Raw genomic sequence first — 15316 nt, forward strand, 5'->3', positions numbered from 1 at the left:
TCAGGCGACCTCGGACGAGGGGCTCATGGCGGTGACTCCTTCGGTCGGAGGGGATACGGGATGCGCGGGACCGGCCTCCCGGCCCAGGCGTTCGGCCAGGGCACGGCCGACGACGGCGAGGGCGGCGTCGGACTGCACGAGCCCGAGGTGGTCGGCGTCGACGCCGACCCGTTCGATCCGGCCCGTCACATGCGGGCGCCAGGACTCGGCGCCGCGGCGGGCCAGCTTGTCGGCGTCCGCCCGTTCGGCCGCGAGCACCAGCACGTCGCCGTCGTAGGTGCCGGGGGTGTGGCCGCGCATCAGGCCGGCGTTGTTCATGAAGACCCGGAGGACGGCGGCCAGTTCGTCCTCGTCGAGGCGGCCCATCGGGTCGCCGGCGGCGTTCAGGAACGCCCGGTAGCGGGCGGAGGGGAAGCGGCCGTCGGTGAGTTCCTCCTCGGTGACGGCGAACCCGGCGTCGCGCAGGTTGTGCGCGAACACCTCGGCCAGCGGGGTCTCCGGCCCCGAGCCCGCCTGGCGCGGATAGGCGTCCAGGAAGGCCAGCAGCTCCACCTCCTGTCCGCGGGCGCGCAGCTCGCCCGCCATGGCGAAGGCCACGTTGCCGCCGAGCGACCAGCCGAGCAGCCGGTACGGCCCCTCGGGCTGCGCCTCCTGGATCAGGTCCGCGTACTCGGCGGCCATCTCCTCCAGCGTGGCGGGCAGCCGGCCGTCACCGTCGAGGCCGGCGGCCTGGACGCCGTAGACCGGGATGTCGGCCGGCAGGTGACGTACCAGGCCCGAGTAGCACCAGCTCATGCCGGAACCGGGGTGGACGCAGAACACCGGTCGTCCGGTGCCGGCGGCGCGCAGCGGGAGCAGGCGCTCCATCGGCTCCCGGCCGCCGCGCGCCGCGAGCCGCACCGCGAGGTCGGCTACGGTCGGCGCGGCGAACAGGTCGCGCACGCCCAGCTCCTCGCCCAGCTCGGCGCGGACCCGTTCCACGAGCCGGACGGCGAGCAGCGAGTGGCCGCCCAGGTCGAAGAAGCCGTCGTCGAGACCGACCAGGTCCAGGCCGAGGACCTCGGCGAAGAGCCGGCACAGGGTCTCCTCGCGCGGGGTGCGCGGGGAGCGGCCCTCGACGCTGCGGTACTCGGGCGCCGGCAGGGCGCGGTGGTCGAGCTTGCCGTTCGAGGTGAGCGGCAGCGCGTCCAGGACGACGAGGGCGGCGGGCACCATGTACTCGGGCAGCGAGGCGCGCAGCCGCTGCCGCAGCGCGGCGGTGTCCACGGCGGCCCCCGCGTCCGGCACGACGTAGCCGACGAGACGGCGGTCGCCGGGGGCGTCCTCGCGGACCAGCACCGCCGCCTGCGCCACGCCGGGCTCACGGGCCGTCACCGCCTCGATCTCGGCTGGCTCGACGCGCATGCCGCGCAGCTTGACCTGGCTGTCGGTGCGGCCCAGGTACTCCAGGTCGCCGTCCGCGGTGTGCCGGACCAGGTCGCCGGTGCGGTACATCACGCTGCCCGCCGGACCGAACGGGCTCGCCACGAAGCGGCTCGCGGTCAGCGACGGCCGGCCGAGGTAGCCGCGGGCCAGGCCGGGGCCGCGCACGTACAGCTCACCGGGCACGCCCGGCGGCACCGGCTGGAGGGCGGCGTCCAGGACGTAACCGGCGGTGTCGGCGACGGGGGAGCCGATCGGCGGGACGACCGCGCCCGCCAGCGGGGCGCTCATGGTCGCGCAGACCGTGGTCTCCGTCGGCCCGTACGAATTGCGCATCAGGCGCCCGGCGGACCAGCGTTCGACCAGTTCGGGCGGGCAGGTCTCGGCGGCGACGACCAGCGTCATCGCGGCGGGCAGCGCCCCCTCGGGGATCAGCTGGAGCACCGCGGGCGTGATCGCCGCGTGGGTGACCCGGTGGCGCACCGCCAGCTCCGCGAGGGCGGGCCCGGGGACCGTGCCGGGTTCGGCGACGACCAGGGTGGAGCCGGTCAGCAGACCCATCGCCAGTTCCCAGAACCCGCCGTCGAAGGCGGGCGACAGGTGGTGCAGGACGCGGCTGCCGGGTACGACGCCCAGCTGCGAGGTGAAGATGTCCAGCAGGCCGGGCAGCCCGGTGTGCGTCACGGTGACGCCCTTGGGGCGGCCGGTGGTGCCGGAGGTGTAGATGACGTACGCGGGGTGGCGCGGCAGCAGCGGCGCCAGGCGGTCGGCGTCGTCCAGGTTCCCCGGGTCCCGGTCCGCCGCGGGCTCCTCGTCGAGCAGGATCCGGGGCACGTCCGTGTCCGGGAAGCCCGCGGCGACCTCGGCCGTGGTCAGGAGGGCGACCGGCGCCGCGTCGTCCAGGGTGCCGGCGATGCGTTCCGCCGGGTGGGCCGGGTCCAGCGGCAGGTAGGCGGCGCCGGTCTTGGCCACCGCGAGGACGGCGACGGGCAGTTCGACGGAGCGGGGCAGGGCCAGCGCGACCAGCCGCTCGGGGCCCGCGCCCCGCTCCACCAGCAGCCGCGCCAGCCGGTTGGCGCGCGCGTTCAGCCGGGCGTAGGTCAGGGACTCGTCGCCGAGGACCACCGCCTCGGCGTCGGGGCGCTCCCGCACGTGCCGCTCGAACAGGTCCGGCAGGGTGGCCGGGGCGAGGCCCTTCGCGGTGGCGTTCCACTCCTCGACGACCCGGTGCCGCTCGCGCGGGCCGAGGACGTCGATGCGGCTCAGCGGCCGGTCGGGGTGGGCGGCCGCGTCGGCGAGCACCCGCACGAAGCGGTCCACCAGCGCCTGCGCGGTGCCGTGGTCGAACAGATCGGTGCGGAAGTCGAGGACGCCCGACACGCCGTCGGGGGTGTTGTCCGCGGCCCGGCGCTCCGTCACCGAGAACCCGAGGTCGACCTTGGCCGCCGTCGCCGCCGAGCCGCCGACCCCGCTCACGGTCAGCCCGCCCGGCAGCGCCGGCGCGCCCTCGCCGTCCGCCCGCCGCGGAGCGGTGCTGCGCAGCGCCAGTACCACCTGGAAGAGGGGGTGGTGGGCGAGGGAGCGGGTGGGGTTGAGGGCTTCGACGAGGCGTTCGAAGGGGAGGTCCTGGTGGGCGTAGGCGGTGAGGTCGGTGTCGCGTACGCGGGTGAGGAGGTCGCGGAAGGTGGGGTTGCCGCTGGTGTCGGTGCGCAGGACGAGGGTGTTGACGAAGAAGCCGATGAGGTGGTCGGTGGCGTCGTCGGTGCGTCCGGCGATGGGGGTGCCGATGGGGATGTCCTCGCCGGCGCCGTGCCGGGTGAGCAGGGTGGCCAGCGCCGCCTGGAGCACCATGTAGAGGGTCGTGTCCGTGGCCCGCGCCAGGTCGGTCAGGCGGGTGTGCAGCTCGGCGGGGACGGTGAAGGCGACCCGGTCGCCGGTATGGTCGGCGGTGGCGGGCCTCGGCCGGTCGGTGGGCAGGTCCAGCTGCTCGGGCAGGCCGGCCAGCTGCTCCTTCCAGTGGGCGAGTTGCCGTCCGGCGAGGCTGTCGGCGTCGCCGTCGTCGCCGAGTACGTCGCGCTGCCAGAGCGCGTAGTCGGCGTACTGGACCGGCAGCGGTTGCCAGGAGGGCGCCTTCCCGGCGCAGCGGGCGGTGTAGGCGGCGGTGAGGTCCTGGGCGAGCGGGGTGCGGGACCAGGCGTCGCCGGCGATGTGGTGGATCAGGAGCAGCAGGACGTGCTCCTGCTCCGACAGCCGCAGCAGCCGCGCCCGTACGGGGATCTCCGCAGCCAGGTCGAACGAGTGCCGGGCCGCGCGCGCGAGGTCGGCCTCGTACTCGGCCTCGGTGGACTCGGCCGTCTCGAAGACCAGCCGGACCTCCTCGGGGCGGTGCACCACCTGCCGGGCCCCGCGCTCGTCCTCGGCGAACGTCGTCCGCAGGCTCTCGTGCCGCCCGATCACGTCGAGCAGCGCCTCGCGCAGCGCCTCGGGGCGCAGCGGGCCGGAGAGCCTGAGCGCGGTCGGGATGTTGTAGGTCGGGCTCGGCCCCTCCAGCAGGTGCAGGAACCACAGACGCTGCTGGGCGTACGAGAGCGGGAGGCGCTCGGGGCGGGGACGCGCCGTCAGCGCGGTGCGCGCCCGGCCGGCGTGGTCGAGCGTCCCGGCGAGCGCGGCCGGTGTCGGCGCCTCGAAGAACTGCCGGATGGACAGCTCGGCGCCCAGCGTGGTGCGGATCCGGCTGACCAGGCGGGTGGCGAGCAGGGAGTGCCCGCCGAGGTCGAAGAAGTCGTCGTCGACGCCGACGCTCGGCAGCGACAGGACCTCCGCGTACAGGTCGCAGAGGATCTCCTCGCGCGGGGTGCGCGGGGCCCGGCCCGCGCTCCGGCCGGTGTACGTGGGTGCGGGCAGCGCCGCACGGTCCAGCTTGCCGTTCGGACTCAGGGGCAGGGCGTCCAGCGTGACGAACGCCGACGGCATCATGAAGTCGGGCAGCGAGCGGGCCAGCCCGGCGTTGACGGCGGCCTCGTCCCAGCGGTCGCCGTCCGGTACGACGTAGGCGACCAGGCGCTGGTCGCCCGGCTGGTCCTCGCGCAGGACGACCGCGGCCTGGCGCACGCCGGGACCGGCCATGACGGCGGCCTCCAGCTCGCCCAGCTCGATGCGGTAGCCGCGCAGCTTGACCTGCCGGTCCACGCGACCGGCGAAGACCAGCTCGCCCGCCTCGGTCCAGTGCGCGAGGTCACCCGTGCGGTACATGCGGCTGCCCGGCGCGCCGAACGGGTCGGCCGGGAACCGCTCGGCGGTCAGGCCGCCCCTACCCAGGTAGCCGCGCGCCAGCTGCACGCCCGCCAGGTACACCTCGCCGTCGAGGCCCGGCGCGACCGGCCGCAGCGCCGCGTCGAGGACGTACACCCGCACCCCCTCGTGCGGGGTGCCGATCGGCACCGGGCCCGGCGGCACCGGGCGGCCCGGGTCGATCCAGTGCTCCAGGCAGTGGCCGGTGGCCTCGGTGGGCCCGTAGACGTTCACCACCGTCACGTCCGGCACGGTCGCGCGCCAGGGTGCCAGGACCTCGCCGCGCAGCTCCTCGCCGCCCAGCGTGATCGTCCCCGACGGTGAGACGTCCTCGGGCATGGTGGTGAGCAGGGCCAGGTGGGACGGGGTGCCCTTCATGAAGGTGGCCCGGCGGAAACCGGGTTCGCCCACGGCGGTCTCGGCGAGGGTGCGCAGGTCCGTCAGCCGGACGCAGCCGCCGCTGATCAGCGGGGCGTGCAGGGAACCGACGCTCTGGTCGAAGGAGGCCGAGGCCTGCATCACGGACAGCCCCGAGATGTCCGGCGCCTGCGAGGAACGGCAGTGCCGGACGAACGCCGACAGCGCCCGGTGCTCGACGACGACGCCCTTGGGGCGGCCCGTCGTGCCGGACGTGTAGATGATGTACGCCGGATGCCCCGGCAGCAGCGGACCCGAGCGGTCGGCGTCGGTGAGGCCGATCCCGGAGTGCCTGGCCAGCGACCTGCCGGTGCCGGGGTCGTCCATGACGAACGTCAGCGGTCCGCCGCTCTCCTCACGGATCCGGGCGTCCACGTCGGAGGTGGTGAGGACGAGCGCCGGATCGGAGTCCTCGATCATGTAGCGGACGCGGTCCGGCGGGTACTCCGGGTCGATCGGCACGTAGGCGCCGCCCGCCTTGAGCACGGCCAGCATGCCGACCACCAGTTCGGTGCGGCGCGGCACCGCGACGGCCACGGGCCGCTCCGGGCCGACGCCCAGCTCGACCAGGCGGCGGGCCAGCCGGTTGGCCGCCGCGTCCAGTTCGGCGTAGGTCAGCCGACCGTCGGGGGCGATCAGCGCCGTCTTGGCGGGGGTGCGCGCCACCTGCTCCTCGAACAGGTCGGTGAACCGCTCGGCGGGCCGTACGTCGTCCGAGCCGCTCCACTTCTCCAGGACGGTGCCGCGCACCTCCGGGTCGAGGAGCGTGACCGCGCCGACCCGGGTCTGCGGGCTGTCCAGGATCGTGCGCAGCGCCCGGCGGAACGCGGCGACCACCGCCCGGACCCGCCGCGCGTCGAAGACCTGCGGCAGATAGCCCAGCGAGAACCGCAGGGTCTCCCGGGGCAGGGCCAGCAGGCCCAGCGGATAGTGCATCTGGTCCTTCGAGTGGACCTTGAGCACCGTGGGGAGACCGGCGTCGGCGGCGGCGCCCGGCGGCCGGCCGCGGCTGGAGTTCAGCGGGTAGTTCTCGAACACCATGGCCGTGTCGAACAGTTCGCCCGAGCCCGCCCAGCGCTGGATCTCCGCGAGCCCCACCCACTGGTGGTCGATCAGCCGCGCCTGCTCGCTCTGCGTCCGGCGCAGGAACTCCGCCAGCGACTCGGCGGGCCGCAGCCGCACCCGCAGCGGCAGGGTGTTCATGAAGAGACCGACCATGGTGTCGACACCGGGCAGCTCCGGCGGGCGGCCGCTGACCGTCACGCCGAACACCACGTCGTCCCGGCCCGTCAGATGCGACAGCACCAGACCCCAGGCACCCTGGATCACCGTGTTCACCGTCAGCCCGTGCGACCGGGCGAAGCGGGTCAGGGCGGCGCTCGCCGCCTCGTCCTCGGAGAAGTCGATCCGCTCGGGCGCCGCGGTGAGCGCTCCCCGGTCCGGCGCCACGATGCTCGGGGTGTCGAACCCGGTGAACGCGTCCGTCCACGCCTGCCGGGCCGCGTCCCGGTCCCGGCCGCCGAGCCAGCCCAGGTAGTCGCGGTAGGGGCGCACCCGGGGCAGTGCGGTGGCGTCGCCGTGCACCGTGTACAGCGTCATCAGCTCGCGCAGCAGGATCGGCATCGACCAGCCGTCCAGCAGGATGTGATGGAGCGTCATCAGCAGGCGGTGGCGTCCCGGGGCGAGCCGGACCAGGGTGAAGCGGATCAGCGGCGGCCGGGACAGGTCGAAACGCGTCCAGCGGTCCCGCTCGGCGATCCGCTCCGCCGCGGCCTCGCGCTCCTCCTCGGCCACGGCCGCCAGGTCCTCCTCGCCCCACGGCAGGTCGGCCCGGCGGGGGATGAGCTGCACCGGGCGCTTGAGGCCCTCGTGCCGGAACGCGGCACGCAGGTTGGCGTGCCGCTCCAGCAGCGCCTGCCCGGCCCGGCGCAGCCGCTCCGGGTCGGTGTTCCCCTCCAGCTCGATGAAGACCTGGACGTTGTACGCGTCCAGTTCCTCGTCGTCGAAGAGGTTGTGGAACAGCATCCCCTCCTGGAGCGGGGACAGCGGCAGGATGTCTTCCAAGCCGGACTTGGCCATCAGAGGGAGCCCCATTCGCTCTCGAGTCGGGTGATGTCGTCCTCGCTGAGCGAGGTGAGGGAGACGTCCGAGGGGGTCAGACCGCTCGCCTCGGGCCGGCCCGCGTGCTCGACCAGCGCCTTCAGGGCCCGGAACCAGCCCTCTGCCAGGCGCCGCACCTCGCCCTCGCTGAGCACGGCGTCCGCGTACGTCCAGACGCTGTGCAGCCTGGGCCCCTCGTCGGTGTCGTGGGCGCCCGCGACCAGTTCGACGGGGTGCGCGAGCGGCGTGTCCGGATGCTGGCCCGCCACGCCCCGCCCGAGCACGCTCCACGCCTGGGGCCCGGCGCCGGGGTCGGCGTCCCGCCCGCCGGTGTACCGGCCCAGGTAGTTGAAGCCGAACGCGGGCACCGGCAGCGCGGCGAACCGGTCCCGGGTGCGCGGGTTGAGGTGACGGAGCAGGCCGTAACCGACGCCGTCGCGCGGTACGGCGCGCAGTTGCTCCTTGACGCGCTTCAGGGCCCGGCCCGCGGCGGCACCGCCGTCCCACACCTCCGGCCAGTCCCACTCGTCGACCTCCGGGCGCAGCGGCACCGGGTGCATCGACGTGAACCAGCCGGTGGTACGGGTGAGGTCGGCGCCCGGCACCAGGTGCTCGTGGCGGCCGTGACTCTCCAGGTCCACCGTGACCGGCGCGCCCGCGCCGCCGCCCCGGGCGCGCCGCCAGTCGGCGACGGCCAGGCCGAACGCGGTCAGCAGCAGGTCGTTGATCTCGGCGCGGAACACCCCGGGGACCCAGGTGAGGAGCGCGTCGGTGGTCTCCGCGTCCAGGTCGAGGACGACCTGACCGGAGCGGCCGTGGGTGTCGCGCGCCGGGTCCAGTGCCGGGTCCGTCGGCTCGGCGGCCGGGCGGACCGCGTCCAGCCAGTGGTCCGTCTCCGCCTCGGTGACGGCCGTGCCGGCGAGGTCGCGCAGCGCACCGGCCCACTCACGCCAGTGGGTGCCGGCCGGGCTGAGCGGGCTGCCCTCGTAGGCGGCGGCCAGGTCCGGCACGAGCAGCCGCCAGCTGACGGCGTCCACGGCCAGGTGATGGGCGACCAGAACCAGCAGTCCCGGCCGGCCGGGACCGCGGTCGATCCGGCAGGCGCGCAGCATCCGGCCGTCGGCCGGGTCCAGCCGGTCGCGTTCGGCGACGGCCGCCTCGGCCACCAGAGCACGCAGCGCGTCGTCGTCGACGTCCGGCGCCCGCAGGTGCGTGACGAGGTCCGCGGCGTCCACCGTGCCGGGCTCGGGGACGGTCATGGTCCAGTCCCCGGCGACCCGCAACCGCAGCGAGTCGTGCCGGTCGACGACGGCCCCGAGGGCGGCCACCAGCCGTTCCTCGTCGAGGTCCGCCGGCACGGACACCACCACCGACTGGTTGAACGGGGCGGTGGGGCCGCCCAGTCCCGCGAACCAGCCCATGATCGGCGTGGCCGGCACCGGCCCGCTCGCCGGCACCTCCTCGCGCCGCCCGGCGTCCGGCTCCGGCTCCTCCGCCCCGTCCAGCGCCTCGGCGATGTGGGCGACGCTCTGGTGCTCGAAGACGTCCCGCACGGAGAGCGTGAGGCCCTTCGCGCGGGCCCGGCTGACGAGCTGGATGGAGAGGATGCTGTCGCCGCCGAGGTCGAAGAAGCCGTCGTCGACGCCGACGGACTCCAGGCCCAGCGCCTCCGCGAACAGCGCGCACAGCAGTTCCTCGCGCGCCGTCGTCGGCGCCCGGCCGGTGCCGGCGGCGACGTAGTCCGGCGCGGGCAGCCGCCCCCGGTCCAGTTTGCCGTTCGCCGTCAGCGGCAGCTCGGCCAGCCGGACGAACGCCGACGGCACCATGTAGTCGGGCAGCGACTCGCGCAGCCACTCCCGCAGCTCCCCGTCCGAGGGCACGGGTCCCGCGTCGGCCACCAGGTAGGCGACCAGCCGCCGGTCGCCCGGCCGGTCCTCGCGTACGACCGCCACCGCCTCCGGCACCGCGGGGTGCCGCGACAGGGCCGACTCGACCTCGCCCAGCTCCACCCGGAAGCCGCGGATCTTCACCTGGTCGTCGACGCGGCTGATGAACTCCAGGTCGCCGTGCCGGTTCCAGCGCACGATGTCACCGGTGCGGTACATCCGCTCGCCCGGCTCCCCGAAGGGGTCGGCGACGAACCGGGACGCGCTCTGCCCGGGCCGGTTCAGATAGCCGCGCGCCAGCTGCACCCCGGACACGTACAGCTCGCCCGGCACCCCGGCCGGCACGGGCTGCAGGTACGGGTCGAGGACCAGCATCCGGGTGTTCGGGAACGGGCGGCCGATGGTCAGCACGCCGTCCGCGAGGTCGTCCGGCGTCTCGACCCGCCACGTGGTGCAGCCGACGATCGTCTCGGTCGGGCCGTACTCGTTGAGGACCCGGGCCCCCGGGTGCGCGGCGAGCAGCGCCCGCACCGCGCGGCCGGTCAGCGACTCGCCACCGAGGACCAGCTCCCCGTCCGGCACGCACACCCCGGGCAGGCCGGTGATCAGCGGCAGGTGACTGGGCGTCGCCTTCAGGAACGTCACCTGCGGCAGGTCCGCGGGCACCTCGCCGTCCAGCGCCCGCTCGTGCAGCTCCTCCAGGTCCGCGAGGTGCACACAGCCGCCGTTCAGCAGCGGCGCGAACAGGCCGGTCACGGTCAGGTCGAAGGAGAGCGGCGAGTGCAGCAGGGCGTGGCCCGCCACGCCCGGGTACAGCTCCGCCGACACCGCCAGGTAGTTGAGCACCGGCTGGTGCTCGACGAGCACCCCCTTCGGCCGGCCCGTCGAGCCCGACGTGTAGATGATGTACGCCGCGTTCCACGGCGACAGCGGCTGCGTCCGGTCCTCGTCCGTCAGGTCGTGCGCGGGCTGCGCGGCGAGCCGCGCCGTCACGTCCGGGTCGTCGAGGAGCAGCCGGGGCAGCTCGTCCGGGAACACCCCGTCCGGGACCGCCGACGTGGTCAGCGCGCACACCGGAGCCGCGTCCTCGGCCATCGTCGCGATCCGCTCGCGAGGGCTGCCCGGATCGACCGGCAGGTACGCCGCGCCCGTCTTCAGCACCGCGAGCACCGCCACGCCCATCTCCACCGACGGCGGCAACGAGATCGCCACCACCTGCTCCGGGCCCGCCCCGGACTCCGCGAGGAGGTGGGCGAGCCGGTTGGCGCGGGAGTTCAGCTCGGCGTACGTCAGCGTCGTCCCGTCCGCCGAGAACGCCGGGTCCCTCGGGGTCCTCGCCACCTGCTCCTCGAACAGCTCCGGCAGGGTCCCCTCGCGCTGCGGACGTGCCGTGTCGTTCCACTCCTGGAGCAACTGCCGCCGTTCGGCCGGGTCCAGCAGGCCGATCCCGCCGATCGGCAGGTCCGGGTCGGCCGTGACCGAGCCCAGCACTCCGAGCAGCCGCGAGATCAGCGACTCCGCGGTCTCCCGGTCGAACAGCTCCGTGCGGTACTCCAGCGAACCCCGCATGCCCGCGGGGCCGCCCGACGCGTCGTGCCGCTCGCCGAAGGTCAGCGACAGGTCGAACTTCGCCACCCCGGTCCCGGCTGTCATCCGGGTCGCGTTCACCAACGCGTCACCGTCACCGTCACCGTCACCGGACGCGGCCCGCGCAGTGTTCCGGTCCGCCGTGTTGTTGAACGTGATCATCACCTGGTACAGCGGGTGATGGGCCAGACTGCGCGCCGGGTTGACCGCCTCCACCAGCCGCTCGAACGGCACCTCCTGGTGCGCGTACGCCGCCAGGTCGCCCTCCCGGACGCGGCCGAGCAGTTCCCGGAAGGTGGGATTGCCACCGGTGTCCGTGCGCAGCACCAGCGTGTTCACGAAGAACCCGACGAGATCCTCGGTGGCCGCGTCGTTGCGTCCGGCGACCGCCGTGCCGATCGGGATGTCCTCACCCGCCCCGAGCCGCGTCAGCAGCGCCGCGAAGGCCGCCTGCGTCACCATGAACAGGCTGGAGTGCGTGGCGCGCGCCAGCTCCGTCAGCCGCGCGTGCAGCGCCGGCGGCACCGTGAACGCGATGCGGTCACCGGTGTATCCGGCGGTCGCCGGCCGGGGCCGGTCGGTGGGCAGCTCCAACTGCTCGGGCAGCCCGGCCAGCGCCTCCTTCCAGTACGCCAGCTGCCGCGCCGCCACGCTCTCGGGGTCGGACTCGTCGCCCAGGACGTCCCGCTGCCACAGCGCGTAGTCCGCGTACTGCACCGGCAGCGGCTCCCAGCCCGGCGCGTCACCCGCGCGGCGTGCCGCGTACGCGGCCGTCAGGTCCCGGGCCAGCGGCGCCATGGACCAGCCGTCGCCGGCGATGTGGTGGACGAGCAGCAGCAGGACGTGGTCCGTCTCCGAGACCCGGAACAGCCGCGCCAGGAACGGGATGTCGGCGGTCAGGTCGAAGACGTGCCGGGCCGCGTCCGCCACCCGCTCCTCGACCTCCTCGGCGGTGACGTCGACGACCTCCAGGCGGTGGGCGGACGGGTCGGCGGGCAGCACGATCTGCCACGACCCGTCGTCGTCCACCGCGAACACGGTCCGCAGGCTCTCGTGCCGCTCCAGCACGTCACCGATCGCCCGCCCCAGCGCCGCCCGGTCCACCGGACCGGACAGCCGCAGCGCCGTGGGCACGTTGTACGTCGCCGAGGGCCCCTCGAACTGGTGCAGGAACCACAGCCGTTGCTGCGCCGGCGACAGCGGCACCCGCCGCGGACGCTCCCGGGCCACCAGCGGTGTCCGCGCGGCCGCCGCCCCGTCCAGCACCCCGGAGAGCCCCGCGATGGTCGGCGTCTCGAAGAACTGTCGCACGGACAGCTCGACGCCCAGCGCCGTCCTGATCCGGCTCACCAGCCGGCTGGCGAGCAGCGAGTGCCCGCCCAGGTCGAAGAAGCCGTCGTCGATGCCGACCCGGGCGACCCCCAGCACATCGGCGAAGAGCGCGCAGAGGATCTCCTCGCGCGGGCCGCGCGGCCCCCGGCCCGCAGGCTCACCGTCGTACTTCGGCGCGGGCAGCGCCTTGCGGTCCAGCTTCCCGTTCGGCGTCAACGGCAGCGCGTCGAGCGTCACGAACGCCGTCGGCACCATGAACTCCGGCAGCCGTCCCCACAGCCGCTCCCGCAGCTCCCGCACGTCCGGCGTCGGACCCGCCGGGACGACGTACGCGACCAGCCGCCGGTCACCCGGGCGGTCCTCGCGTATCGTCACCACCGTCTCGGCGACCGACGGCTGCCGGACCAGCTCCGCCTCGATCTCCCCGAGTTCGATGCGGAAGCCGCGCAGCTTGACCTGCTGGTCCACCCGGCTCAGATACCGCAGCGCCCCGTCCCTGCGCCGGCACACCAGGTCCCCGGTCCGGTACATCCGCGCCCCGGCCGGTCCGTACGGGTCGGCCGTGAACCGCTCCGACGTCAGCGAGGGACGCCGGTGGTAGCCCTGCGCCAACTGCTCTCCGGCCAGGTACAACTCACCGGGCACGCCCACCGGGACCGGCCGCAGCGCCGCGTCCAGCACGTACGCCGACGTGTTGGCGAGCGGCACGCCGATGACCGGCCCGGACTCGGCGACGTCGGCGGCGGTGGCCCAGATCGTCACCTCGGTCGGACCGTAGAGGTTCGTCACGGAACGGGCCCGCTCCGTCAGCGTGCGCGCCAGCTCGTGCGGCAGCGCCTCCCCACCCACCAGGACGCGTACTCCGGCCAGCTCGTCCGCGGCCACGGCCGCGACGCCCTGCCACAGGCTCGGCGTCGCCTGGACCATGGTGATTCCCGACGCGGTCACGGTACGCAGCAGCGCGTGCGGGTCCTTCGCGGTCTCCTCGTCCGCGAGCACCAGCACCGCCCCGTGCAGCAGCGGCAGGAAGATCTCCAGACCCGCGATGTCGAAGCCCACCGTGGTCACGGCGAGCAGCCGGTCGCCGTCGGTGGGAGCGAACCGCCGGCCCATGTCCGCGAGGAAGTTCCCGAGCGCCGCGCGCGGCACCACCACGCCCTTGGGGCGTCCCGTGGAGCCCGAGGTGTAGATCGCGTACGCCGGGTGCGCGCCGAGGACCGGCCCCCGCAGCTCGCCGGCGTCGAGGTCACCGCCCGCGTACCCCGCCAGCTCCGCCTCCGCGACCGGCTCGGTCAGCGTGAGGGCGGGCCCCGCGTCGTCCAGCATGTACGCGACGCGGTCGGCCGGGTAGTGCGGGTCGACCGGCAGATACGCCGCCCCGGACTTCAGCACCGCCAGCAGCGTGACGACCAGCTCGGCCGACCGCGGCAGCGCCACGGCGACGAAGCGGCCCGGAGCCGCGCCCCGCGCGACGAGGTGCCGGGCCAGCCGGTTGGCCCGTGCGTTCAGCTGCCCGTACGACAGCCGCGTGTCACCGAACTCCACGGCCGTCGCGTCCGGCGACCGCCGCGCCTGCCGCTCGAACAGCCCGACCACCGAATCGGCGGGCGGCTCGGCGGCGGTGTCGTTCCACTCCTCCAGGACCAGCCGCCGCTCGGCCGCGTCCATGATCTCCAACTGACCGACGGGCCGCCCCGGGTGGGCGACCGCCGCCGCCAGCAGCCGCACCAGGCGATCGGCCAGGTCCCGGACGGTCTCCCGGTCGAAGAGCGCCGTGCTGTACGTGACACCGCCGCTCATGCCCTCGCAGACGTTGCCGTCGCCGAAGTGCTCGGCCAGCGCGAACGACAGGTCGAAGCGCGCCGAGACCGACTCCGACGCCACCACCTCGGCCGCGAGATCGGCGAACCGTTCCGCCTTCGCCCCCTGCGTGTTGTGCAGGGTGAGCATCGTCTGGAAGAGGGGGTGGTGGGCGAGGGAGCGGGTGGGGTTGAGGGCTTCGACGAGGCGTTCGAAGGGGAGGTCCTGGTGGGCGTAGGCGGTGAGGTCGGTGTCGCGTACGCGGGTGAGGAGGTCGCGGAAGGTGGGGTTGCCGCTGGTGTCGGTGCGCAGGACGAGGGTGTTGACGAAGAAGCCGATGAGGTGGTCGGTGGCGTCGTCGGTGCGTCCGGCGATGGGGGTGCCGATGGGGATGTCCTCGCCGGCGCCGTGCCGGGTGAGCAGGGTGGCCAGTGCCGCCTGGATCACCATGAACGTGGTGGTGTTGGTCGACCGCGCCAGGTCGGTCAGGCGGGTGTGCAGCTCGGCGGGGACGGTGAAGGTGACCCGGTCGCCGGTGTGGTCGGCGGTGGCGGGGCGAGGCCGGTCGGTGGGCAGGTCCAGCTGCTCCGGCAGGTCGGCCAGCTGCCGCTTCCAGTAGTCGAGCTGCCGCCCCGCCAGGCTGTCCGCGTCGGTCTCGTCGCCGAGGACCTCCTGCTGCCAGAGCGCGTAGTCGGCGTACTGGACGGGGAGCGCCTGCCAAGCGGGCGCGTCGCCGGCGCGGCGGGCGGTGTAGGCGGCGGTGAGGTCCTGGGCGAGCGGGGTGCGGGACCAGGCGTCGCTGGCGATGTGGTGGACCAGCAGCAACAGGACGTGCTCCTGCTCCGACACCCGGAAGAGCCACATCCGCACGGGCAGGTCTGCCGTCAGGTCGAAGGGGTACGACGCGGCCTCCGCCACCCGGTCCGCGACCTCCTCCTCGGTCACGTCGACGACCGTGAAGGGCGTCGAGGCGACCTCCGCGGGCAGCACGATCTGGTACGCGCCCTGCTCGTCCTCGGTGAAGACCGTGCGCAGGCTCTCGTGCCGGGCGATCAGATCCCCGGTCGCAGCGCGCAGGGCGTCGTGGTCGAGGGTGCCGGTGAGGCGGAGGGTGGTGGGGATGTTGTAGGTCGCCGAAGGGCCTTCGAGCTGGTGGAGGAACCAGAGGCGCTGCTGGGCGTAGGAGAGCGGGATGCGCTCGGGACGCGGCTTCGCGGTGAGCGCGGTGCGGACGGTGCCGGACGTGTCGAGGGCGTCGGCGAGTCCCGCCACGGTCGGCGTCTCGAACAGCTGCCGGATCGGCAGCTCGACACCGAGGGTGCTGCGGACGCGGCTGACGAGGCGGGTGGCGAGGAGGGAGTGTCCGCCGAGGTCGAAGAAGTTGTCGTCGATGGTGACGCGATCGACGCCGAGCACTTCGGCGAAGAGGGTGCAGAGGATTTCTTCGCGGGGGGTGCGGGGGGTTCGTCCGGTGGTTGTGG

Annotated in this window: 1 protein-coding gene and 1 pseudogene (1 of these 2 cut by a window edge); both read right to left on the minus strand. The window is 74.4% G+C overall.

The features are described 5' to 3' along the window. Window positions 1-7209 carry an amino acid adenylation domain-containing protein gene (locus ACFZP7_RS27785; protein WP_385636455.1) on the minus strand — a complete coding sequence of 2403 codons (7209 nt, stop codon included), beginning with the start codon at window positions 7207-7209 and terminating at the stop codon, window positions 1-3. Beyond that, window positions 7209-15316, minus strand: a pseudogene (locus tag ACFZP7_RS27790) (amino acid adenylation domain-containing protein); its annotated part runs 2812 nt beyond the window's last position; the annotation flags it as partial. The pseudogene ACFZP7_RS27790 and the gene ACFZP7_RS27785, both read right to left, overlap by 1 nt.

It is taken from the genome of Streptomyces sp. SudanB5_2050, assembly GCF_964272335.1.
GTDB lineage: Bacteria > Actinomycetota > Actinomycetes > Streptomycetales > Streptomycetaceae > Streptomyces > Streptomyces rochei.

Coding starts and splice junctions, on each gene's coding strand:
- ACFZP7_RS27785 (WP_385636455.1), bottom strand. CDS start 7,209: ATGGCCAAGTCCGGCTTGGAAGACATCCTGCCGCTGTCCCCGCTCCAG.